The sequence below is a fragment of the Bacillus sp. ATD genome (assembly GCF_050585765.1).
Lineage (GTDB): Bacteria > Bacillota > Bacilli > Bacillales > Bacillaceae > Bacillus > Bacillus stercoris.
The window spans coordinates 337,245-360,606 of record NZ_JBOBQH010000002.1; the positions used below are offsets into that span (position 1 = coordinate 337,245).

Sequence of the window (23,362 nt, forward strand, 5' to 3'; positions counted from 1 at the left end):
TTCGCTTTTTTATTATGTTGAGACCTTCATTTTGTCTAAAAAGTCCTGCACCGTTTTCCGGTACGTGTCCCGGTTTTTGGTGTATGACATGGCATGTTCACCGTTCTCGGCGATATACAGCGCTTTCGGTCCGGTTTTCTTTTCGTAAAGCCGCTCGGTTGAAGAAACAGGAATGTAATCATCATCCTGGCTGTGAATAAAGAGGACCGGCTTTTCGATTTGATCAATGACAGCAAGCGGAGATACTTCGCGAGCGCGATAGCCGCCCCTCAGCTTCAAAAAGAAGTCGGCGATAGGGAGCAGGGGCCAAGACGGGAGCCTGTATTCCGTTTTCAGCAGATAGGCAAGCTGTTCATCAAAACATGCGAACGGACAATCGGCAATATAAAAATCAGCGCCATCTTCACAGTGTGCGCCAGCGTAAAGCAGAGCGGTCACAGCTCCCATCGATTCACCGTGAATTCCGATCAATCCGCGATGATTTGTTTTGTTTTTGAGCCAGCTGACAACCTCATTGAGATCATCTTTTTCATAAAACCCGTAGCTGGTCGTCTTTCCGCCGCTTTGGCCATGCCGGCGGTGATCATAAATAAGTACATTCCAGCCGAGATCAAGAAATAAATGCATATACTTAAGAGAATTCAGCACATTCATCGTTACTCCGTGGCAGATGATGATGGTGTTTTGAGTGTCATGCGGTGCGACATGGTATCCCTTTATGTTATACCCGTAAGCGGATGGAATCTCAAAAGCAGTTTTCTCCATTTGTTCAAATGATTCGAACACATCATGTCCGTCGTCTTTCTCTCTTTTGATAATGTCTTCGTCCGTTTTTTTCTTGATGAATAGAATCATGTTCGAAAAAACAATTCCGATTGCGATGACAGCAGTTAAGAGAGCGCCAATGGCCAAAAGGATTTTCTTCAAAAGTCACAGCACCTTTCAACGAAATATATAGGTCATTCGTTTTTAAGATCATTATACCTAAACACTGCTGCGCTGAGAAAGTTATCAGAAGAGAGTTTGCTTGTTCAGCTTATATGCTCCATGATAAACTGGCTTCAAAACAATACATGGGGGAAGTCTGCATGAAAAAACAAAAATCCGCTGATAAACACCAGCTAAAAGACGGCCTTCAATCCGATATCAAAGCAAAGCTTATGGAGATGAAGAGCCAATTGAAGGAAGAGGATGAAAAGAGGCAGGAAAGAGAAAAAGCAGAACAGATCAGAAAGAAAAAAGAGATCGAAAAAAATAAAAGTTTTGAACAACTCCTAAATGAAAGCCAAATGGATTGGCATCGATATAAATAAATCGGCCACCCATACAGAGGCTGGTTTCAAGCGTGTCGACAAACACTTGTGTACCTAGTCAAGCCTGTGAGTCGGCAGCTTCCATGCATGTCTTTTCTAACTTGCATGTTTTTCAATCGCGGTCAACAAAATGAAATCAGCACCCTTAAGGGTGCTGATTTTTCTATTAAGAGCGGTGGGCTTCATAAACGTCTTGTTTCGTATGAGATTGAAGCGCTTTGATTTCCTCTTCTGTTAGACGCCGAGCGTTTGCTGCCTGAATGTTTTCCCGTAACTGCTCAACCTTACTGGCGCCTGTAATCACTGAAGCGACAGCTGGCTGTGCTAACAGATACTGCAGCGACTTTTCTGTCATTGAAAGGTCGGGAGCCACTTCCTCCATTGCCTTGCGGGCATTTGTCAGTTCCTCAAATGAATAGGACAAGTACCCGTTTTGTTTCATGCTGTCTGCCGCTTGATCAAGGGGTCTTTCGGTTAAGAGCCCTTTGGCAACAGGGCCTCTGGCGACTACGCTGATTTGATGCTCCTCTAAAAGCGGGAGCCATTCCTCAGGGCGTCTGTCAAACAAGCTGAATTGCATCATAATGCTGACGATGTTTGATTTCTTTACATATTCTTTTATCACATTCGGGCGGATGGAAGAAATGCCATAGTAGCGGATGACACCTTCTTGTTTTAATTCCTCAAACGCCTCGATCGTTTCATCAATGTTATCCTCTATCGTGCCGCCGTGAAGCTGATAAAGGTCGATATAATCAGTTTTCAGCCGTGTAAGGCTCTTTTTTACCGCTTCTTTTATGTAAGCTTTTGAAGGGTCCCAATACCAGCCCTCGCTCCCGTCATCCCAACGGTTTCCCGCTTTTGTTGCCAGAATAATATCCTGGCGTCTGTTTTGGATCGCATCACCGACGATTTCTTCGTTGCGTCCCCGGTCATACAAATCCGCAGTGTCCAAATAGTTGATGCCGAGCTCGATCGCTTCATCCAAAATGGACAATGCTTTGTTTTTTTCAGTTCCAAGAGACATACAGCCGAGTCCGACTTCGCTTATTTCTAAATCAGTTGTACCCAGTTTGCGCTTTCTCATGTGCACACTCCTTTTTTTAGGCTTTGTATTGACCGTAATATAAAGGAGCCAAAGTTTCAACTTTTACGGCTTTGAGACCCATTCTTTTACATATTGAAATGTGTGTCCATACTCTTTTAACTTTGCCCGAATTTCCCATGCTTTTCCGACTAAGACAACACCTTTTGGCATGCGGTACACTTTCACGAAAAGGCCTCCTTTTCTCTAGTATGATAAAATGTATGGGGCATCATATAGAGACAGAACGGGAGATGAAGAAATGAAATCATTAGAAGAAAAAACAATTGCCAAAGAACAGATCTTTTCAGGTAAAGTTATTGATCTATTTGTCGAGGATGTAGAGCTGCCAAACGGCAAAACGAGTAAACGTGAAATTGTGAAACACCCTGGAGCAGTAGCGGTATTAGCCGTCACAGATGAAGGGAACATTATCTTGGTCAAACAATTCCGTAAGCCGCTTGAGCGGACAATCGTTGAAATTCCAGCCGGAAAGCTTGAAAAAGGTGAGGAGCCGGAGTATACGGCACTTCGGGAACTTGAGGAGGAAACCGGCTATACAGCAAAAAAACTGACAAAAATAACTGCGTTTTATACCTCTCCCGGCTTTGCTGATGAAATCGTTCACGTATTTCTTGCTGAGGAGCTTTCTGTACTCGAAGAAAAACGGGAGCTTGATGAGGACGAGTTTGTTGAAGTGATGGAGGTGACGCTTGAAGATGCGCTAAAGCTGGTTGAATCGCGTGAAGTATATGATGCTAAAACTGCCTATGCGATTCAATATCTTCAACTGAAAGAAGCGCTCCAAGCACAAAAATGAAAAAGATTTACGCGGATTTGCACATTCATATCGGCCGGACCTTTACAGGAAGAGCTGTCAAAATAACAGGCGCCAAAACATTAACGCTGGACCGAATTTTGGTTGAAGCCAGTGAACATAAAGGAATTGAACTCCTCGGTATTATTGACTGTCATTCTCCGGAAGTCATTCTAGAGCTTGAGGAAGGCATATCATCTGGAAAATATCACGAGCTTGACGGGGGAGGAATCCGTTATCGCAGTACGACTCTTTTATTGGGGAGCGAGCTGGAGATTTATGATGAAGACTGCAGCGGGCCGATCCATGTGCTTGTATTTATGCCGAAGCTGGCTGATATGAAGCAGTTTTCAAACTGGCTGTCAGCCAGGCTGAAAAATATTCATTTAAGCTCACAGCGGATATATGAAACGGGCTTAAACCTGCAACAAAAAGTCAAGGAAATGGGCGGTCTTTTTATCCCCGCCCATATCTTTACACCGCATAAAAGCTTATATGGAAAAGGGGTTAAATCAAGCTTAACTGAGGTTTTTGATCCGTCAATGATAGATGCGGTGGAGCTTGGATTAAGCTGCGATACAGACATGGCTTCACACATATCTGAATTGAATCCGTATCCTTTTTTAACAAATTCTGATGCGCATTCGTTGGGGAAAATCGGCAGAGAATATAATGAACTATATGTGCAATCAGCTGATTTTACTGAGTTTGCTCTTGCATTAAAAGGGCAAGATGAAAGGAAAATGATCGCAAATTACGGCTTGGACCCGTTATTGGGGAAATATTATCAGACGGCTTGCGAAGCGTGCGGAGAACCTGCCGTGAGCGGGGAAAAATCGTGCGCGAATTGCGGCAATGCCAGATTTACCAAGGGAGTCAGCGAAAGATTGCGTGAATTGAGTGATCAGCCTGAAGTTCGCGTCCCGCGTCCGCGATATGTACATCAGGTCCCCCTGCAATTTGTTCCGGGTGTAGGCCCGAAAACGCTGGACAAGCTAAAAAAAGCCTTCGGAACAGAAATGGCTGTTCTTCATGAGGCTGCAGAAGAAGATTTGGCTCGCGTTGTCCCGCCAAAAACCGCGGCGCTTATTGTAAAAGCGAGATCCGGAAAACTGGAATTGAAAGCCGGAGGAGGAGGAACCTACGGTAAAATTAAACCGTGAGTTAAAGATTAACTCAGTTCCTCCTGTACTTTTCTTTTTGTCCGTATAAAGGTAATCAGCTGGATGATTTCATCTTCACTCAGCGGCTTGCCATCAACAGAAATGGTAAAGTCAAGGCTGCTCCACGTGGCCAATTCAATGGTCTGGGGAGCAGTCTGCTTTTGTTTCTCGCGGCCTAAAAGTTCATCGCAGGTTGTGTCAAAGAGGTCAGCAAGCATGGCAAGTGCCTCAAGAGAAGGCCGTCGGTAGCCTGACTCGTAGCCGGCATATGTGCTTTTTGCGATGCCTAGAAGGTCAGCTGTATATTGAAGTGACCAATTTTTCTTTTTTCTCAATTCAGTTAAACGATCTAGATTCATGAACTTCCGCTCCTTTTTCACCTTGAGCTGATTATATCATATAGGTATTAGGAAGTGTACGCGAATTGAATAATAATGTCTTGCGTATTTTATTTTCCGTGTCTATAATTGCATTAAAAGTATGCGAAAAGCGAATACCTTCTCGCAACCCATCTTTAGATACAGTGAAGAGGTGCATGGTATGAAAAAATTATTGATGTTGACAACTGGGGGAACGATTGCTTCAGTTGAAGGGGAAAATGGGCTGGCTCCCGCGGTCAAGGCTGATGAATTACTAAGTTACGTATCAAAACTTGATAACGATTACACGATGGAAACTCAGTCGCTTATGAATATAGACAGCACCAATATGCAGCCTGAATACTGGGTGGAAATAGCCGAAGCCGTTAAGGAAAATTATGATGCCTATGACGGGTTTGTTATTACTCACGGTACAGATACAATGGCCTATACATCTGCCGCACTATCATATATGCTGCAGCATGCCAAAAAGCCAATCGTCATCACCGGCTCGCAGATTCCGATCACGTTCCAAAAAACCGACGCCAAAAAAAATATTACAGATGCCATTCGCTTTGCCTGTGAAGGCGTAGGCGGGGTTTATGTTGTATTTGACGGCAGAGTCATTCAAGGAACGCGTGCGATCAAATTAAGAACGAAAAGCTATGACGCATTTGAAAGCATCAATTACCCATATATCGCTTTTATCAATGAAGACGGGATCGAATACAACAAACAAGTAACGGAACCTGAGAACGACACCTTTGCAGTTGACACTTCACTTTGCACAGATGTATGTCTGCTGAAGCTGCATCCAGGCTTAAAGCCCGAAATGCTTGATGCCCTGAAAAGCATGTACAAAGGGATTGTCATTGAGAGTTATGGCAGCGGAGGGGTGCCGTTTGAAGGCAGAGACATTTTGTCAAAAGTGAATGAGCTGATTGAAAGCGGCATTGTCGTCGTCATTACAACTCAATGTCTGGAAGAAGGCGAAGACATGAGCATTTACGAGGTAGGCCGCAGAGTCAACCAAGACTTAATTATCCGATCAAGAAATATGAACACAGAAGCCATTGTGCCAAAATTGATGTGGGCACTAGGTCAGTCTTCGGATCTTCCTGTCGTCAAGAGAATTATGGAAACGCCGATAGCTGATGACGTTGTCCTGTAAAATGTAAAAACGATAACCAGCAAAGAGAAAGAAGGTTAAAGATTATGTTAAACGGCCAAAAAGAATATCGCGTGGAAAAAGACTTCCTTGGGGAAAAACAAATTGAGGCAGATGTTTATTACGGAATTCAGACGCTCCGTGCTTCTGAAAATTTCCCGATTACGGGATACAAAATCCATGAAGAAATGATTAACGCACTGGCGATAGTAAAAAAAGCCGCGGCTCTTGCCAACATGGACGTGAAACGGCTGTATGAAGGAATTGGCCAAGCTATCGTACAAGCCGCTGATGAGATTCTGGAGGGCAAGTGGCACGATCAGTTTATCGTCGATCCGATTCAGGGCGGTGCCGGAACTTCTATGAACATGAATGCGAATGAGGTTATCGGAAACCGGGCTCTTGAAATCATGGGACATAAAAAGGGAGATTATATCCATTTAAGCCCAAACACACATGTGAATATGTCACAGTCTACAAACGATGTGTTCCCGACTGCGATTCATATTTCCACATTGAATCTCTTGGAAAAACTGCTGAAAACAATGGAAGACATGCATAGTGTGTTTAAGCAAAAAGCACAGGAGTTTGATTCTGTTATTAAAATGGGCCGGACACACCTTCAAGATGCGGTTCCAATTCGTCTTGGGCAAGAATTCGAAGCGTACAGCCGTGTTCTGGAGCGTGATATTAAACGAATCAAACAATCGCGCCAGCACCTGTATGAAGTCAACATGGGCGCAACTGCTGTTGGTACAGGGCTAAACGCTGATCCTGAATATATTAAACAGGTAGTAAAGCACCTTGCTGATATCAGCGGTCTTCCTCTCGTCGGCGCTGATCATCTTGTTGATGCAACACAAAATACAGATGCGTATACAGAGGTATCAGCTTCATTAAAAGTCTGCATGATGAACATGTCGAAGATCGCAAACGACCTGCGCTTAATGGCGTCAGGACCGCGCGCGGGCCTTGCGGAAATTTCTCTGCCTGCACGTCAGCCGGGGTCATCCATTATGCCGGGAAAAGTCAATCCGGTTATGGCGGAGCTGATCAACCAAATTGCGTTCCAGGTTATTGGAAACGACCATACAATCTGCCTTGCTTCAGAAGCAGGACAGCTTGAATTAAACGTCATGGAGCCCGTGCTTGTCTTTAATTTGCTTCAATCTATCAGCATCATGAACAACGGCTTCCGCTCGTTCACTGATAATTGCTTAAAAGGCATCGAAGCCAACGAAAAGCGCTTGAAGCAATACGTAGAAAAAAGTGCAGGAGTCATCACTGCAGTCAATCCGCATCTTGGGTATGAAGCGGCAGCTAGAATTGCCCGGGAAGCAATTATGACAGGGCAATCTGTCCGCGATCTTTGCCTGCAGCATGATGTGCTGACAGAAGAAGAATTGGATATCATTTTAAACCCATATGAAATGACAAAACCAGGTATCGCTGGGAAAGAACTATTAGAAAAATAAAATTTGAACAAAAAACAGCTTATTCATCTCGGAATATTCCGATGAATAAGCTGTTTACAACATAGGGATGAGGAAGTATAGTATACGTGTTGCACTATTTATTGAAAGCGTTTTAGCTTTTTACATGAAGGGGGACTTCTTTTGAAGGATGTAAGACTGCCAACACTATTTGAAATTATTATTGTACTAGGATCATTTTTAGCACTTGTCATGTCGTTTACCGTCTTTTTAGACTTGCCGATACAGCTCGCGCTTTTCATTTCCTGGTTTATCGCAATGATTCTCGGAATCAGACTCGGTTATACTTATAAAGATATGCAAAATGCGATCCTGCATGGAATATCAAATGGGCTTGAAGCTGTTCTGATTCTTGTTTCAGTAGGAGCGCTTATTGGAACATGGATCGCTGGTGGAATTGTGCCCACACTGATTTACTATGGTTTAGAATTTATTCACCCTAGCATCTTTTTACTTGCAACGCTTATTATTTGTTCAATTATGTCTGTCGCAACAGGTACGTCATGGGGAACAGTCGGAACTGCCGGCATTGCCATGATCGCAATTGGAGAGGGGTTAGGCATTCCGCTTCCTCTTGTAGCTGGTGCTATCCTTTCAGGCGCTTATTTCGGGGACAAGCTGTCTCCTCTGTCTGACAGCACGGTTCTTGCTTCTTCGCTATCTAAAGTAGATGTGTTAGACCACGTCAGAGCAATGCTCTTTTTATCTGTGCCAGCATATGTGATTACAGCTATTCTCTTTACAATTACTGGTTTTATGTACGGCGGGAAAAATATTGACCTTGATAAAGTTGACTTCTTGAAATCATCTTTGCAAAATACGTTTGACATTCATATTTGGATGCTGATCCCGGCTGTTGTTGTTATTGTCTTATTGGCGATGAAAAAACCATCAATGCCGGTTATCGTGATTGGTGCGTTACTTGGTGCAATCTGGGCTGTTGCTTTCCAAGGCATGAATCCTGCGGACGCTATCGCTACCGCATACAACGGATTCTCCATTAAAACAGATGTTGAATTTTTGAATGGCCTATTAAACCGCGGCGGAATTGTCGGAATGCTCAGTTCCCTTGTCGTGATTATCTTTGGACTTGGTTTTGGCGGACTGCTAGAAAAGCTTGGCGTCTTAAAAGTGATCGTTTCTATGTTTGAAAAGAAGCTGACATCACCGGGCAATGTGACTTTATCTACGCTGATTGTAGCGTTTTTAGCAAACATCTTCGGCTGTGCGATGTATGTATCTCTTATTTTGACTCCGAAAATTATGGAAGACAGCTATGATCGTTTGAATCTCGATAGAAGGGTGCTATCCCGTAACTCAGAGGTCGGGGGTACATTAACTTCAGGTATGGTTCCTTGGTCTGATAACGGGATTTACATGGCGGGAATACTAGGAGTTTCTACCTTCTCATATCTGCCGTTTATGTGGCTCAGTTTTGTAGCAATAGGTCTTGCCATTATCTATGGTTATACAGGAAAATTTATATGGTATACGAAAAACAATACAGTTAAAGCTGAAAAACTAGGCTAATAGGGGAGGATACTGAATGATAGCGAAACACATGATTCGGACACTGATGATCGAAACGCCTTCGGTTCCCGGAAATCTTGGAAGGGTGGCTACGGCAATCGGCCTTCTGGGCGGGGATATTGGTGAAGTGGAGACTGTAAAAGTCGGCCCCAATTACACAATGCGGAATATTACCGTTCAAGTGGAGAATGAAGAACAGCTTCAGGAAGTGATCGCGGCTGTCCAGGCCCTCGGAGAAGGGATCAGACTTCACACCGTATCTGATGAAGTCCTGTCCGCACATGAAGGCGGAAAAATCCAAATGAAAAGCAAAATGCCGATCCGTTCACTTGCAGAGCTGGGGCGTGTCTATACACCAGGTGTTGCAGATGTGTGCCGATTGATCGAAAAAGAACCTGAAAAGGCTTCTATATATACAACAATCAGCAATTCTGTCGCGATTGTAACCGATGGAACCGCCATATTAGGTCTTGGAAATATCGGTTCTGTCGCAGGCATGCCTGTCATGGAAGGAAAGGCTGCTTTATTTGATCAGCTGGCGGGTATTAGCGGCATTCCGATATTGCTTGATACGAGTGATCCGGAAGAAATCATCAAAACGGTAAAACATATTTCTCCTGGTTTTAGCGGTATCCTTTTAGAGGATATCGGTTCGCCGCATTGCTTTGAAATCGAAGACCGCCTAAAAGAGGAGCTGAACATCCCTGTTATGCACGATGACCAGCATGGTACAGCTGTAGTGACGCTGGCTGCTGCCATCTCGGCATGCAGGAGTGCGGGGGTTGACCTCAAGGAAGCGAAAGTGGGGCAAATCGGCCTGGGCGCGGCAGGCGTCGCCATCTGCCGGATGTTCATGGCCTATGGCGTGAAAGCCGTGTACGGAACAGACAAATCAGAGGCGGCAATGAACCGTCTTGAACAATACGGCGGACATGCAGTTTCCAGTATTGAGGAGCTCATGGAAACATGTGATATTGTCATTGCTACAACTGGAGTTCCGGGGTTAATCAAACCGGCATTTGTACGTTCCGGCCAGGTGATTTTGGCATTATCAAATCCGAAGCCGGAAATTGAGCCGGAGGCCGCACTGCAGGCTGGCGCCGCATATGCAGCTGACGGGCGTTCTGTTAATAATGTACTCGGTTTTCCTGGAATTTTTAGAGGAGCGCTTAACGCAAAGAGCAAGGAAATTAATCATGATATGCTTGTCGCAGCAGCAGAGGCAATCGCAGCCTGCACAAAACAAGGCGATGTGGTCCCTCAGCCGCTTGATTCAAAAGTCCATCATGAGGTAGCAGCAGCTGTCGAGCATGCAGCTCTTACAGCAGTAAAATAAAAGCAGCTAAACAGCACCTTAGCAGGGTGCTGTTTTTTCTTATCCGTGTTCAATTTTGTTATCATTACTAAATAAGGGAGTGATCACATGGCAAAAAGCCAGGCAAAAAAGAAGCGGGAGCATCGACTGAGAAACGGCGGACGAGACGTCTCATCATCAAGAGGCAGTACACCATCTTTCAGCACACATGAAAGAATGACAAAAAGCAAAAAAGAGATTTTGAATAAAAGCAAGCATAAGAATCCTTATGATCATACGGCAGTTGATGATAAGGATTTTTTTTCGTCCAAAAAAACCGCCTAGCATTCTTCTCTATCGTTTCTTTTTGAAAAGGGGCATCTTTTTGTGTTTCTTTCATACAATCTATTAAATCAAATCAATAGAGTGGGCGGGAGGAAACGGTATGCGAAAAATCTCTTATAAGGACATGTTTCTCAGGCACGTCAAAGATCATCTCTCTCTTTATATATTTGTTTCAGTGCTGTTTTTCATGGGTGTCATCTTTGGCGCGATTATTGTCAACAGCATGACGATCAGCCAGAAAGAAGATTTATATTACTATTTAAGTCAATTTTTCGGACAGCTTTCGGATGGAAAACAAGCAAGTGCATCTGATATGTTTGGGCAAAGTATCTTTCATAATGCAAAATATTTAGGGCTGATGTGGATATTGGGGATTTCCGTCATTGGCATGCCGATTATTTTTATCATGATCTTTCTGAAAGGGATCGTGGTCGGCTTTACTGTCGGGTTTCTTGTCAATCAGATGGGAGTAAGCGGGTTTTTTCTATCATTTGTCTCCGTTTTGCCGCAAAATGTGCTGCTGATTCCGGCGTATCTCATTATGGGTACGTGTGCGATTGCGTTTTCTTTAAAGTTAATCAGGCAGCTATTCGTGAAACGAAGCCTGCATGACGCGCCGATTCAATGGTTCGGACGGTATGCCTTTGTGCTGCTGGTTATTCTGCTTTTAGCGCTGATTTCGTCTCTCTTTGAAGCATACTTATCTCCTGTATTAATGGAAAAGCTTACATCGAAACTTTTTTAAAATAATTATTAAAAGAAAATCGTTTTATTTATCAGTTTATAATAATTATAGTTGGAACTCTGCGCTTATTTTGTTATAATGAGTCATGGAATGCGGCGTAGGAGGGAAAGACATGGAAAACCGTATTGATCGAATTAAGAAACAACTGCACTCATCCAGCTATAAACTTACGCCTCAGCGTGAAGCGACAGTAAGGGTGCTGCTTGAAAACGAAGAAGACCATTTAAGCGCAGAAGATGTATACCTCCTCGTAAAAGAGAAATCTCCTGAAATCGGTCTCGCTACAGTATACCGTACGCTTGAATTATTAACTGAATTAAAAGTCGTTGATAAAATTAACTTTGGAGACGGCGTATCCCGTTACGACCTTCGGAAAGAGGGCGCAGCCCACTTTCATCACCACTTGGTGTGCATGGAGTGCGGAGCCGTTGATGAAATTGAAGAAGATTTGCTTGAAGACGTGGAAGAAATCATTGAACGTGATTGGAAATTTAAGATTAAAGATCATAGATTAACGTTTCACGGCATTTGCCACCGCTGTAACGGAAAAGAAACTGAATAGACGGTGCCGAGCGCGAACCTTTTCTCCTGGGGAAAGGGTTTTTTGCTGTTTCTATGTATAAAACCTTTCTGATTTGGCATATGGTTTATATAACTGGAACCATAGGGAAAGGATCGATTAGGACATGGGAAGATTCCTGAAAACAACTGTCGATGCATTGAAAGTTTTCATCCTGTTTACCGGTTTTACCGCTTTGTTCTATTATGCTATGATATGGGTGAATCAAGAGTATGAAAACTATCATCGGTACGATAAACCGGAAGGCTCCGCTGTAAAAGTTGTGGAAATGGATCAGGATGAAAAAGGCGGATGGTTCGACCGGTTGATCTTTTTTTACCAAAACGGGGAGTAGATCAAGAGTGAAAGATCAAATAAAGGATTTCATCCACTACGTCATGGTAGAGAGAGGGCTCTCTCAAAATACGATCGTATCCTATGAACGTGACTTGAAAAGCTATTCTCTCTACTTAACAGAAACCCTTCATGTTACGGATTGGAATCACGTGACCCGCATACATATTATCCAATACTTAAAGCACTTGAAGGACTCGGGGAAATCCGGGAAGACATCGGCGCGGCATTTGGCATCCATTCGCTCTTTTCATCAATTTCTGCTCAGGGAAAAAGTGACGGACAAGGACCCTTCAGTTCATATCGAAACACAAAAGACGGAACGGGCGCTTCCGAAAGTGCTCGCACTCAATGAGGTCGAGCGATTATTGGACACGCCTAAGCTAACGAGCCCTTTCGGTTATCGGGATAAAGCAATGCTGGAACTGCTTTATGCGACAGGCATACGAGTCAGTGAAATGATTGAATTGAAAACGTCTGATGTTCATTTATCTATGGGGTTTGTCCGATGCTTCGGCAAAGGAAGAAAAGAGAGGATCGTGCCAATTGGTGAAGCAGCCGCTTCCGCAATTGAGGAATATATGACAAAAGCCAGGGGAAAATTGTTAAAGAACAATGTGTCTGACGCCCTCTTTTTAAATCATCACGGCAAACAGATCAGCCGCCAGGGATTTTGGAAGAACCTGAAGAAAATCGCGTTGGAAGCCGGGATTAAAAAAGAGCTGACTCCGCACACACTCAGGCATTCTTTTGCGACGCATCTGCTTGAGAACGGGGCAGATTTAAGAGCGGTTCAGGAAATGCTCGGTCATGCGGATATATCCACGACGCAAATTTATACGCATGTGACGAAAACAAGGCTGAAGGATGTGTACAAGCAGTTTCATCCGCGTGCATAGCGCAGATGGCTGCGGCTTTTTTGTTTAGAACAACAGAAAATATTGAAGTTTCTCATTATTTCCAAATGCATTGTCAACGGGAATGAAAACGGTTTATACTTGAGTTGTCAGACCTCTTAGCGATACAATAGACGTATAGAAAAAAAGGAGGCTTTCAAGATGCCTGCATACAAATATAATCGTGTGTTTTTAATTGTGATGGACTCAGTCGGAATTGGCGAAGCGCCGGATGCCGCTGACTTTAATGACGAAGGCGCTCATACGCTCGGGCATATTGCCGAGCATATGAACGGATTACATATCCCGAATATGGCAAAACTCGGCCTTGGTCTTATCGAAGATATCAAAGGTGTAGAAAAAACAGAACATCCGCTTGCGTATTATGGAAAAATGCAAGAAGCGTCAAACGGCAAAGATACAATGACCGGCCATTGGGAGATTATGGGCTTATACATTGATAAACCGTTTAAAGTGTTCCCGGAAGGCTTTCCTGATGAATTGCTTCAAGAGCTGGAAAAGAGATCTGGACGCAAAATAATCGGAAACAAGCCGGCTTCAGGCACGGCGATTTTGGATGAGCTTGGCCAGGAGCACATGGAAACAGGAGCTTTAATTGTTTACACGTCTGCTGACTCTGTTCTGCAAATTGCCGCTCACGAAGAGGTTGTGCCGCTTGAAGAGCTGTACCGCATTTGTGAAACGGCGAGAGAACTGACGCTTGATCCGAAGTATATGGTTGGCCGCATTATTGCAAGGCCGTTCGTCGGAGAGCCGGGGCAATTCAAACGGACGCCAAACCGCCATGACTATGCGCTTAAGCCGTTTGACCGCACTGTCATGAATGAATTGAAGGACAGCGGCTTAGATGTGATTTCAATCGGTAAAATCTCTGATATTTACGACGGAGAAGGCATTACTTCTTCACGGAGAACGGTTTCTAATATGGACGGAATGGACAAGGTGATCGATACGCTGGGAGAAGACTTTACGGGTCTCAGCTTTGCGAACCTTGTTGATTTTGACGCCTTATTCGGACACCGCCGTGACCCTGAAGGCTACGGACGCGCGCTTGAAGAATTTGATGCGCGGCTTCCGGTAGTGTTTGAAAAAATGAAAGAAGACGATCTGTTGATTATTACAGCAGACCACGGCAATGATCCGATTCATCATGGGACTGACCATACACGCGAGTATGTGCCGATTCTCGCTTACAGCAAAAAACATAAAAAAGCGCAAATGCTGCCGCTCGCAGATACATTTGCCGATATCGGCGCAACGATCGCTGATAATTTCCAAACAAATAAACCGAAATACGGGAAAAGCTTTTTATCTTTATTACAATAGGGGGACTGTTTCTTGAAGGACAGAATTGAACGCGCAGCCGCTTTTATTAAACAAAACCTGCCGGAATCTCCGAAGATCGGCCTTATTTTAGGCTCAGGTCTTGGCATTTTGGCGGACGAAATCGAAAATCCGGTCAAGCTGAAATATGAAGACATACCTGAATTCCCGGTATCTACTGTTGAAGGACATGCGGGACAGCTTGTGCTGGGCACTCTTGAAGGAGTTTCCGTCATTGCAATGCAGGGCCGCTTTCATTTCTATGAAGGCTACTCAATGGAGAAAGTGACATTCCCAGTACGCGTGATGAAAGCGCTCGGCGTGGAAGCATTGATCGTGACAAATGCCGCAGGCGGTGTCAACACTGAATTCCGTGCGGGAGACTTAATGATTATTACCGATCATATCAACTTTATGGGGACAAACCCGTTAATCGGGCCAAACGAAGCTGATTTCGGCGCCAGATTTCCAGATATGTCTTCAGCCTATGACAAAGAGCTATCCAGCTTGGCTGAAAAGATTGCAAAAGACCTTAATATTCCAATTCAAAAAGGCGTGTATACTGCTGTGACAGGACCTTCTTACGAAACACCGGCAGAAGTCCGTTTCTTAAGAACGATGGGCTCTGATGCAGTCGGCATGTCTACTGTTCCGGAAGTCATTGTGGCGAATCATGCGGGAATGCGGGTTCTTGGCATTTCCTGCATCTCTAACGCGGCAGCCGGAATTCTGGATCAGCCTTTAAGTCACGATGAAGTAATGGAAGTGACCGAAAAAGTAAAAGCTGGATTTTTGAATCTTGTTAAAGCGGTCGTCGCTCAATACGAATAAAAAAGAATCAAAGCAGGACCAAAAGACAGCTGTGTCGGATATCACACAGCTGTCTTTTTTTTGTGCCCAAAATTCGAAACATTTTCCATCAGTGGCGTATAAAACCATCCCGCTTGGAAAAAATAAAAAGGATTATGAAATGGAGGGCTTTTGAGATGAAACGTCTTTTATCCACTTTGTTGATTGGTATAATGCTGCTTACATTTGCACCGTCTGCATTTGCAAAACAAGACGGAAAACGCACATCGGAGCTTGCTCATGAAGCGAAGTCTGCGGTGCTGATAGAACGTGACACGGGAAAAGTGCTTTACAACAAGAACAGCAATGAGAGACTGGCGCCTGCAAGCATGACGAAAATTATGACGATGCTTTTGATTATGGAAGCTTTAGATAAAGGCAAAATCAAAATGAGTGATAAGGTTCGTACAAGCGAGCATGCGGCGTCAATGGGCGGCTCACAGATTTTCCTTGAGCCCGGCGAAGAAATGACTGTCAAAGAAATGCTGAAGGGTATCGCAATCGCTTCAGGAAATGACGCTTCTGTAGCCATGGCTGAATTTATTTCCGGCTCTGAAGAAGAATTTGTGCAGAAAATGAACAAAAAAGCAAAAGAGCTGGGATTGAAAAATACATCCTTCAAAAACCCGACCGGATTGACAGAGGAAGGACATTACAGCTCTGCTTATGACATGGCAATCATGGCTAAGGAATTATTGAAATACGAATCAATTACGAAGTTTACCGGCACGTATGAAGATTACCTGCGTGAAAATACAGATAAAAAGTTTTGGCTTGTGAATACGAATCGCCTGATCAAGTTTTACCCTGGTGTAGACGGCGTCAAAACAGGCTATACAGGTGAAGCAAAATATTGTCTGACTGCTTCGGCTAAAAAAGGGAACATGCGGGCCATTGCAGTTGTATTTGGAGCGAGCACACCTAAAGAAAGAAACGCGCAAGTGACAAAGATGCTTGATTTCGCCTTTAGTCAATATGAAACGCATCCTTTATATAAACGAAATGAAACAGTAGCAAAAATAAAGGTCAAAAAAGGGAAACAAAAATTGATCGAACTCACTACATCTGAGCCGATTTCAATATTGACGAAAAAAGGCGAGGATATGAACAATGTGAAGAAAGAAATCAAGATGAAGGACAATATCAGTGCTCCGATTCAAAAAGGCCAAGAGCTTGGCACTCTTGTTCTGAAAAAGGATGGAGAAGTACTCGCTGAAAGTCCAGTTGCTGCAAAAGAAGATATGAAGAAAGCCGGGTTTATCACATTCTTGAAGCGGACGATGGGAGACTGGACAAAATTTAAGTAATTATGCCGAATGACCACTAGTTTTGTCACGGTGAAGGAATTCATTCCGTCGAAATCGAAACACTCATTATCCGATCATATCAAGGAGGAATGAGCATGAGCCTTGGAATTGACATGCATGTCAAAGAATCTGTGCTTTGTATTCGATTAACAGGCGAACTCGATCACCATACGGCTGAAACCCTGAAACAAAAAGTGACTCAATCATTGGAGAAGGATGATATTCGCCATATCGTGCTGAACCTGGAGGACCTTACCTTTATGGACAGCTCGGGGCTTGGCGTCATTTTAGGAAGATACAAGCAAATTAAGCAAATTGGCGGAGAAATGGTCGTTTGCGCTATCTCTCCTGCGGTGAAGCGGTTGTTTGATATGTCAGGTCTGTTTAAAATTATCCGATTTGAACAATCTGAGCAGAAGGCTCTGCTTACACTGGGGGTGGCATCATGAAAAATGAAATGCACCTTGAGTTTTCTGCCCTCAGCCAGAATGAATCATTCGCCCGTGTGACAGTTGCTTCATTTATAGCCCAGCTGGACCCGACAATGGATGAATTGACTGAAATCAAAACAGTCGTGTCAGAGGCTGTCACGAATGCGATTATCCATGGATATGAAGAAAACTGTGACGGAAAAGTTTACATTTCTGTAACGCTGGAAGATCATGTCGTATATATGACCATTCGTGATGAAGGCTTGGGCATAACAGATCTTGAAGAAGCCCGCCAGCCTTTATTCACGACTAAGCCTGAGCTTGAGCGTTCTGGAATGGGCTTTACCATTATGGAAAATTTCATGGATGATGTCAGTATCGATTCATCGCCTGAAATGGGAACAACGATTCGCTTAACAAAGCACTTATCAAAAAGCAAAGCGCTTTGTAATTAAGGAGATTTGTTATGGATGTGGAGGTTAAGAAAAACGGCAAAAACGCTCAGCTGAAGGATCATGAAGTAAAGGAGTTAATCAAACAAAGCCAAAATGGCGACCAGCAGGCAAGAGACCTCCTCATAGAAAAAAACATGCGTCTTGTTTGGTCTGTCGTACAGCGGTTTTTAAACAGAGGATATGAGCCTGACGATCTCTTCCAGATCGGCTGCATCGGGCTGTTAAAATCTGTTGACAAATTTGATTTAACCTATGATGTGCGTTTTTCAACGTATGCAGTGCCGATGATTATCGGAGAAATCCAGCGGTTTATCCGTGATGACGGAACCGTAAAAGTATCAAGGTCATTAAAAGAGCTCGGAAACAAAATTCGGCGCGCCAAGGATGAGCTTTCAAAAACACTGGGCAGAGTGCCGACGGTGCAGGAGATCGCAGACCATTTGGAGATTGAAGCAGAAGATGTTGTACTGGCCCAAGAGGCGGTAAGGGCTCCATCTTCAATCCACGAAACCGTTTATGAAAATGACGGAGATCCGATTACCCTGCTTGATCAAATCGCTGACAACTCAGAAGAAAAATGGTTTGACAAAATTGCGCTGAAAGAAGCGATCAGCGATTTGGAGGAAAGGGAAAAATTAATCGTTTATCTCAGATATTATAAGGACCAGACACAGTCCGAGGTGGCTGAACGGCTCGGGATCTCTCAAGTACAGGTTTCCAGACTTGAAAAGAAAATATTAAAACAGATCAAGGTTCAAATGGATCATACGGATGGCTAGTCTGCAGTACAGGCTAGCTTTTTTGTGTGCAAAAGCGTGGTAATTTATGGTCTTTTCGAGCGGATGAATGAGAACAAAATCGAACCACATACTACATATATAACCACCGAAAGATGGTGATCAATGATGGAACGACGAATATTTATCCGGCTTCGCCACCGGGTGCTGGCACATCCAGGGGATATCATTACCGTTGGAGATGCCGCGCAGATAGAAGGGCAGCTTCAGCTGAAAAAGAAACTTTCAGCTATGCCGCTTTATCAAGTGAGCGAAAAAGATAAAAATATCGTAATTCTGGATATCATACAGGTCCTCAAAGCCATTCACTTACAAGATCCGACACTTGATGTTCAAACAGTAGGCGGAGCAGAAGCCATTGTTGAAATTCAGTATCGAAAACGGAAATTATCAACGGTTCTGTTTATCGGTGTCTGGCTGCTTCTGTTTATCGGATCGTGTCTTGCCATCATGAACTTTCATGAGGATGTAAGCATGAGAGATGTTCATATCGCACTATATGAAATCATAACCGGAGAGAGGAATGACTATCCATATTTGCTTCAAATCCCATACAGCATCGGTTTGGGACTGGGGATGATCGTGTTTTTCAACCACATATTTAAAAAGCGCCTAAATGAAGAGCCCAGCCCGCTGGAGGTTGAGATGTTTAACTATCAGCTTGATCTCGATCAATATGTGGCCATGCACGAGAATCAAGAAACCATAAAGGATCTGCATGATCGTTAGTGTATTGTTCATTATTTTTGTCGGGCTCGGCGGAGGCATAACGGTGGGGGCAGGTTTCGTTGCTTTTTTAACCGTAATGGGGATCATTCCGCGGCTGATGCAGCTCACCAAAACAATGAGATTTGTCCAGGCTTATGAAGCGGCTGTTATTCTTGGCGCGGTTTGCGGGGGATGGGAGACGCTTCATATGAATCATCTTTATCTGACAAAATGGATAGCTGTGCCGGTCGGACTTCTGGCAGGTTTGTTTGTCGGGATGCTAGCGGCTGCCCTTACAGAGGTTTTAAATGTCCTGCCGATTTTGGCAAAACGAATCGGGCTCAGAAGTAAAATCATTATTCTGTTAATGGCCATCGTGATTGGGAAAATCGCGGGATCTTTATTTCATTGGCTGTACTTTATTGACCATTCATAAGGAGGTTTCAAGATGACAAACATTAAAGAAAATTACAAATCAAAAGTAAAAACATATCAGCCTAAGCCGCCTTACGTCTGGAACTGTGTAAAAGCCTTTTTGGTGGGCGGGCTGATTTGTGCAATCGGGCAAGGTCTGCAAAATTTTTATATCCATTTTTTTGATTTTAATGAAAAAACTGCGGGAAATCCAACGGCTGCAACGCTGATATTAATTTCTGCCCTGCTTACAGGGTTCGGCATCTATGACAGAATCGGACAATTCGCAGGCGCCGGTTCAGCCGTACCTGTCACAGGATTTGCCAACAGCATGGCAAGCGCCGCACTTGAATATAAAAGCGAAGGATTAGTGCTTGGGGTAGCGACTAATATGTTTAAACTGGCAGGAAATGTAATTGTTTTCGGGGTTGTGGCTGCATACATCGTTGGAATGATTCGGTTTGCTTTTGAGAAACTGATGTCATAGGAGGAGAAGATAATGAAATTAACAGGAAAGCAAACCTGGATATTTGAACATCCCTTATTTGTGAACTCAGCGGGAACGGCAGCAGGACCAAAGGAAAAAGACGGACCGCTCGGCTCTCTATTTGATAAAACCTATGACGAAATGCATTGCAATCAAAAAAGCTGGGAAATGGCGGAACGGCAGCTAATGGAAGACGCTGTAAATGTTGCGCTTCAAAAAAACAATCTGACAAAAGATGATATTGATCTATTGCTGGCAGGCGACTTGCTGAACCAAAACGTGACGGCTAACTATGTGGCAAGACATTTAAAAATCCCGTTTCTTTGTATGTTTGGCGCTTGTTCAACATCAATGGAAACAGTGGCTGTCGCGTCAGCGTTAGTTGACGGCGGGTTTGCCAAAAGGGCACTCGCTGCCACCAGCAGTCACAATGCAACAGCGGAAAGACAGTTTCGCTATCCGACAGAATACGGAGGCCAAAAACCGGACACTGCCACTTCTACTGTAACCGGAAGCGGCGCAGTTGTCATCAGTCAGACACCGAGTGATATTCAAATCACAAGTGCGACTGTCGGAAAGGTTTCTGATTTAGGAATTACAGATCCTTTTGATATGGGATCGGCCATGGCTCCGGCTGCAGCTGATACAATTAAGCAGCACTTTAAAGATCTAAACCGGACAGCGGATGACTACGATCTTATCCTGACAGGTGACCTGTCAGGCGTCGGTTCTCCAATCGTAAAAGATCTCTTAAAAGAAGATGGTTATCCAGTCGGCACAAAGCATGATGATTGCGGGCTTCTGATTTATACCCCGGATCAGCAGGTCTTTGCCGGGGGGAGCGGCTGTGCTTGTTCAGCGGTTGTCACCTACTCTCATATTTTTAAGCAGCTGAGAGAAGGAAAATTAAACCGTGTATTTGTCGTGGCGACCGGTGCGCTGTTAAGCCCGACGATGATCCAGCAAAAAGAAAGCATCCCGACTATTGCCCACGGGGTTGTATTTGAGCGTGCAGGAGGTGCATCTTAACATGGATTATCTTTTGGCTTTTGTATGTGGCGGTGCTATTTGTATCGTCGGCCAGCTGCTCTTGGACATTTTCAAATTGACGCCAGCTCATGTCATGACAACATTCGTTGTAATCGGTGCCATATTAGATGGTTTCGGCATTTACGATAAATTTATTGAATTTGCCGGAGGAGGCGCCACCGTTCCGATCGTCAGCTTTGGTCACAGTCTTTTGCACGGTGCCATGCATCAGGCGCATATACACGGATTTATCGGAATCGGCATGGGAATTTTTGAACTGACATCTGCCGGTATCTCAGCCGCCATTCTCTTCGCTTTTATCGTAGCTGTTATTTTCAAACCGAAAGGATAATGCCGACATGACAACAAAACGCAAGGTCATACTGGTAACAGACGGGGATGTGTATGCCGCTAAAACAATTGAATACGCCGCAAGAAAAGTAGGAGGCCGATGTATTTCACAATCGAAAGGAAACCCCTCCACCCGCAGCGGCGCCGAGCTCGTCAAGCTGATCGCCTCAGCACCGTATGATCCTGTATTTGTCATGTTTGACGACTCCGGCCTTCAAGGAGAGGGTCCGGGAGAAGCCGCTCTGACCTATGTCGCGACCCATCCGTCTATTGAAGTGCTCGGTGTGATTGCGGTCGCGTCAAAAACACATCAGGCTGAATGGACCAGGGTCGATGTAAGCATTGACCGCAATGGAGAAGTAACTGAATATGGCGTCGATAAAGTCGGGGAAAGAGAATTTGATGACCACAGAATGAGTGGAGATACTGTCTATTGCCTTGATAAACTTGATCTCCCGCTTATTGTCGGTATCGGGGATATTGGGAAAATGGGCAGAAAAGACGATATTTCAAAAGGGTCGCCAATCACCATGAAAGCGGTCGAGTTTATTTTAGAAAGGAGCGGGTATCATGCCGGACCACAAGGAAGAGAAAATTCGGGTTTATCGGAATCCAGCTAAAAATGAAGATTACTTCAAAAAACGTGTCGGGATGGGGACAAGCTATGATGTAGGTGTTCGCAAGCTCATTATTTTAGACAAAGAGATCCAGCTTTACTATCTAAATGGATTATGCGATACGGCTTATATTATTCATTTAATGAGAGAGCTTGTTGCCATTAACAATCGGAAAGAAGATCCTGATGAGCTGGTCGATATTGTCGAAAACAGATTGCTTAACGCCCAGGTCGAAAAAGTAAAAACCTTGGATGAAACCACCGACCAAGTGCTGTCCGGGCTCGTCGCAGTCATTGTTGAAGGCGCAGGCTTCGCATTTATCATTGATGTCAGGAGCTATCCGGGCAGAAATCCGGAAGAACCAGATACGGAAAAGGTAGTCAGGGGAGCCAGAGACGGATTTGTTGAAAATATCGTCGTCAATACGGCCCTTCTCAGAAGGCGGATCAGAGACGAACGCCTTCGAGTCAAGATGACGAAAGTTGGCGAGCGGTCAAAGACGGATTTAAGCATTTGTTATATAGAAGATATAGCTGATCCGGATCTGGTTGAGATCGTGGAAAAGGAAGTTGCTTCCATTGATGTCGATGGATTAACAATGGCCGACAAAACTGTCGAGGAATTCATTGTTAATCAAAACTATAATCCTTTTCCGCTCGTGCGCTACACAGAAAGACCGGATGTGGCCGCGAATCATGTTCTTGAGGGCCATGTTGTCATTATAGTGGATACATCGCCTAGTGTGATCATTACCCCGACGACTTTATTTCACCACGTGCAGCATGCGGAAGAATATAGGCAGGCGCCTTCAGTCGGGACCTTTTTAAGATGGGTCAGATTTTTCGGTATTCTTGCTTCTACTTTATTTCTTCCGATTTGGTTTCTCTTTGTGCTCCAGCCTGATCTGCTCCCGGACAATATGAAATTTATCGGTTTAAATAAAGATACGCATATCCCGATCATCCTGCAAATATTTTTAGCGGACTTAGGAATCGAGTTTCTCAGAATGGCTGCCATTCACACCCCGACAGCTTTATCGACAGCAATGGGTTTAATTGCCGCTGTTCTGATCGGGCAGATTGCGATTGAAGTCGGCCTTTTTTCGCCTGAGGTGATTCTGTACGTCTCACTTGCGGCGATTGGAACCTTTACGACGCCTAGTTATGAATTAAGCTTGGCAAACAAAATTTGCCGCCTTGTCCTCATGATACTCGTTGCCTTATTTCATATAAAAGGGCTCGTTATTGGATTTACAGTGCTAATTATTGCCATGGCAAGCATCAAATCCCTTCAGACACCGTACTTATGGCCGCTGATTCCCTTTAACGGAAAGGCGCTGTGGCAGGTTCTTGTCCGCACAGCGAAACCTGGCGCAAAAGTTAGGCCCAGTATCGTTCACCCCAAAAATCGCTTAAGACAGCCTACCAATTCATAATCGCATTGAAACTGACTG

29 protein-coding genes are annotated in these 23,362 nt (G+C 44.2%); 25 read left to right on the forward strand and 4 right to left on the reverse strand.

Annotated elements, in window-relative coordinates:
• Positions 1 to 12: 12 nt before the first annotated feature.
• Positions 13 to 927, reverse strand: coding sequence for an alpha/beta hydrolase (locus ACQXR1_RS06280; RefSeq protein ID WP_430771869.1), 915 nt, complete (start codon positions 925 to 927; stop codon positions 13 to 15).
• Between the two features lie 161 nt (positions 928 to 1,088).
• Here ACQXR1_RS06280 and ACQXR1_RS06285 point away from each other — a divergent pair, with 161 nt between their 5' ends.
• A complete protein-coding gene (locus tag ACQXR1_RS06285; RefSeq protein ID WP_014664496.1) occupies positions 1,089 to 1,313 on the forward strand; it encodes a YqkE family protein in 225 nt (74 codons plus the stop codon).
• 166 nt (positions 1,314 to 1,479) lie between these two features.
• On the opposite strand, the gene ACQXR1_RS06290 is transcribed toward ACQXR1_RS06285, so the two are convergent.
• The gene (locus ACQXR1_RS06290; protein ID WP_430771870.1) at positions 1,480 to 2,400 is read right to left on the reverse strand and encodes an aldo/keto reductase; all 921 of its coding nucleotides are present in this window, start codon (positions 2,398 to 2,400) and stop codon (positions 1,480 to 1,482) included.
• Positions 2,401 to 2,463: 63 nt separating this feature from the next.
• Positions 2,464 to 2,586 carry a Z-ring formation inhibitor MciZ gene (gene mciZ / locus ACQXR1_RS06295; protein WP_069149817.1) on the reverse strand — a complete coding sequence of 41 codons (123 nt, stop codon included), beginning with the start codon at positions 2,584 to 2,586 and terminating at the stop codon, positions 2,464 to 2,466.
• A gap of 73 nt (positions 2,587 to 2,659) precedes the next feature.
• On the opposite strand from mciZ, the gene nudF reads away from it, so the two are divergent.
• The gene (gene nudF / locus ACQXR1_RS06300; RefSeq protein ID WP_014664493.1) at positions 2,660 to 3,217 is read left to right on the forward strand and encodes an ADP-ribose pyrophosphatase; all 558 of its coding nucleotides are present in this window, start codon (positions 2,660 to 2,662) and stop codon (positions 3,215 to 3,217) included.
• Positions 3,214 to 4,377 carry a TIGR00375 family protein gene (locus ACQXR1_RS06305; RefSeq protein ID WP_430771871.1) on the forward strand — a complete coding sequence of 388 codons (1,164 nt, stop codon included), beginning with the start codon at positions 3,214 to 3,216 and terminating at the stop codon, positions 4,375 to 4,377. The genes nudF and ACQXR1_RS06305 overlap by 4 nt, the downstream gene beginning before the upstream one ends.
• A gap of 8 nt (positions 4,378 to 4,385) precedes the next feature.
• On the opposite strand, the gene ansR is transcribed toward ACQXR1_RS06305, so the two are convergent.
• A complete protein-coding gene (ansR, locus tag ACQXR1_RS06310) occupies positions 4,386 to 4,736 on the reverse strand; it encodes an HTH-type transcriptional regulator AnsR (protein ID WP_014664491.1) in 351 nt (116 codons plus the stop codon).
• Between the two features lie 181 nt (positions 4,737 to 4,917).
• Here ansR and ansA point away from each other — a divergent pair, with 181 nt between their 5' ends.
• From ansA to spoVAF, 22 genes are all read left to right on the forward strand, one after another.
• A complete protein-coding gene (ansA, locus tag ACQXR1_RS06315) occupies positions 4,918 to 5,907 on the forward strand; it encodes an asparaginase (RefSeq protein ID WP_040082724.1) in 990 nt (329 codons plus the stop codon).
• A gap of 44 nt (positions 5,908 to 5,951) precedes the next feature.
• Complete coding sequence (aspA, locus tag ACQXR1_RS06320; protein ID WP_306289678.1) at positions 5,952 to 7,379, forward strand: aspartate ammonia-lyase; 1,428 nt, start codon at positions 5,952 to 5,954, stop codon at positions 7,377 to 7,379.
• A gap of 141 nt (positions 7,380 to 7,520) precedes the next feature.
• Positions 7,521 to 8,927: a malate-H+/Na+-lactate antiporter MleN gene (mleN, locus tag ACQXR1_RS06325; protein ID WP_014664488.1), complete on the forward strand. Its 1,407-nt coding sequence runs from the start codon at positions 7,521 to 7,523 to the stop codon at positions 8,925 to 8,927.
• A gap of 16 nt (positions 8,928 to 8,943) precedes the next feature.
• The gene (locus ACQXR1_RS06330; RefSeq protein ID WP_040082725.1) at positions 8,944 to 10,263 is read left to right on the forward strand and encodes a malic enzyme-like NAD(P)-binding protein; all 1,320 of its coding nucleotides are present in this window, start codon (positions 8,944 to 8,946) and stop codon (positions 10,261 to 10,263) included.
• Positions 10,264 to 10,350: 87 nt separating this feature from the next.
• On the forward strand, positions 10,351 to 10,566 hold the full coding sequence (locus ACQXR1_RS06335; RefSeq protein WP_147772200.1) for a hypothetical protein: 216 nt from the start codon (positions 10,351 to 10,353) through the stop codon (positions 10,564 to 10,566).
• A gap of 100 nt (positions 10,567 to 10,666) precedes the next feature.
• Entirely contained in the window at positions 10,667 to 11,311 is a 645-nt protein-coding gene (gene spoIIM / locus ACQXR1_RS06340) for a stage II sporulation protein M (protein ID WP_014664485.1), read from the forward strand.
• A gap of 112 nt (positions 11,312 to 11,423) precedes the next feature.
• Positions 11,424 to 11,873 (forward strand): ferric iron uptake transcriptional regulator, encoded by a 450-nt coding sequence (gene fur, locus ACQXR1_RS06345; RefSeq protein ID WP_003223972.1) that lies wholly within the window; start codon positions 11,424 to 11,426, stop codon positions 11,871 to 11,873.
• Between the two features lie 124 nt (positions 11,874 to 11,997).
• Entirely contained in the window at positions 11,998 to 12,225 is a 228-nt protein-coding gene (locus tag ACQXR1_RS06350; protein WP_014664484.1) for a YqzK family protein, read from the forward strand.
• Between the two features lie 7 nt (positions 12,226 to 12,232).
• Positions 12,233 to 13,123, forward strand: coding sequence for a site-specific tyrosine recombinase XerD (gene xerD, locus ACQXR1_RS06355; protein WP_014664483.1), 891 nt, complete (start codon positions 12,233 to 12,235; stop codon positions 13,121 to 13,123).
• 159 nt (positions 13,124 to 13,282) lie between these two features.
• The gene (gene deoB / locus ACQXR1_RS06360) at positions 13,283 to 14,467 is read left to right on the forward strand and encodes a phosphopentomutase (RefSeq protein ID WP_306289680.1); all 1,185 of its coding nucleotides are present in this window, start codon (positions 13,283 to 13,285) and stop codon (positions 14,465 to 14,467) included.
• 12 nt (positions 14,468 to 14,479) lie between these two features.
• A complete protein-coding gene (locus ACQXR1_RS06365; RefSeq protein WP_069839188.1) occupies positions 14,480 to 15,295 on the forward strand; it encodes a purine nucleoside phosphorylase I, inosine and guanosine-specific in 816 nt (271 codons plus the stop codon).
• 155 nt (positions 15,296 to 15,450) lie between these two features.
• Positions 15,451 to 16,620 (forward strand): D-alanyl-D-alanine carboxypeptidase DacF, encoded by a 1,170-nt coding sequence (dacF, locus tag ACQXR1_RS06370; RefSeq protein ID WP_306289681.1) that lies wholly within the window; start codon positions 15,451 to 15,453, stop codon positions 16,618 to 16,620.
• A gap of 95 nt (positions 16,621 to 16,715) precedes the next feature.
• Positions 16,716 to 17,069 carry an anti-sigma F factor antagonist gene (gene spoIIAA, locus ACQXR1_RS06375; RefSeq protein ID WP_014664479.1) on the forward strand — a complete coding sequence of 118 codons (354 nt, stop codon included), beginning with the start codon at positions 16,716 to 16,718 and terminating at the stop codon, positions 17,067 to 17,069.
• Positions 17,066 to 17,506: an anti-sigma F factor gene (spoIIAB, locus tag ACQXR1_RS06380; protein ID WP_014664478.1), complete on the forward strand. Its 441-nt coding sequence runs from the start codon at positions 17,066 to 17,068 to the stop codon at positions 17,504 to 17,506. The genes spoIIAA and spoIIAB overlap by 4 nt, the downstream gene beginning before the upstream one ends.
• Positions 17,507 to 17,517: 11 nt before the next feature.
• Positions 17,518 to 18,285, forward strand: a complete 768-nt coding sequence (gene sigF / locus ACQXR1_RS06385) for an RNA polymerase sporulation sigma factor SigF (protein WP_003230458.1) — start codon at positions 17,518 to 17,520, stop codon at positions 18,283 to 18,285.
• A 126-nt stretch (positions 18,286 to 18,411) separates the two neighbouring features.
• Positions 18,412 to 19,032 carry a stage V sporulation protein SpoVAA gene (spoVAA, locus tag ACQXR1_RS06390; RefSeq protein ID WP_040083772.1) on the forward strand — a complete coding sequence of 207 codons (621 nt, stop codon included), beginning with the start codon at positions 18,412 to 18,414 and terminating at the stop codon, positions 19,030 to 19,032.
• Positions 19,022 to 19,447 carry a stage V sporulation protein SpoVAB gene (spoVAB, locus tag ACQXR1_RS06395; RefSeq protein ID WP_003230463.1) on the forward strand — a complete coding sequence of 142 codons (426 nt, stop codon included), beginning with the start codon at positions 19,022 to 19,024 and terminating at the stop codon, positions 19,445 to 19,447. The genes spoVAA and spoVAB overlap by 11 nt, the downstream gene beginning before the upstream one ends.
• A gap of 12 nt (positions 19,448 to 19,459) precedes the next feature.
• On the forward strand, positions 19,460 to 19,912 hold the full coding sequence (gene spoVAC / locus ACQXR1_RS06400; RefSeq protein WP_003223947.1) for a stage V sporulation protein AC: 453 nt from the start codon (positions 19,460 to 19,462) through the stop codon (positions 19,910 to 19,912).
• Between the two features lie 12 nt (positions 19,913 to 19,924).
• Positions 19,925 to 20,941, forward strand: a complete 1,017-nt coding sequence (gene spoVAD, locus ACQXR1_RS06405) for a stage V sporulation protein AD (protein ID WP_430771872.1) — start codon at positions 19,925 to 19,927, stop codon at positions 20,939 to 20,941.
• Position 20,942: 1 nt separating this feature from the next.
• Positions 20,943 to 21,293 (forward strand): stage V sporulation protein AE, encoded by a 351-nt coding sequence (spoVAE, locus tag ACQXR1_RS06410; protein ID WP_014664475.1) that lies wholly within the window; start codon positions 20,943 to 20,945, stop codon positions 21,291 to 21,293.
• A 7-nt stretch (positions 21,294 to 21,300) separates the two neighbouring features.
• Entirely contained in the window at positions 21,301 to 21,912 is a 612-nt protein-coding gene (spoVAEA, locus tag ACQXR1_RS06415; RefSeq protein ID WP_014664474.1) for a stage V sporulation protein SpoVABEA, read from the forward strand.
• Positions 21,863 to 23,344, forward strand: coding sequence for a spore germination protein SpoVAF (gene spoVAF / locus ACQXR1_RS06420; protein WP_430771873.1), 1,482 nt, complete (start codon positions 21,863 to 21,865; stop codon positions 23,342 to 23,344). The genes spoVAEA and spoVAF overlap by 50 nt, the downstream gene beginning before the upstream one ends.
• The last annotated feature ends 18 nt before the right edge of the window (positions 23,345 to 23,362 follow it).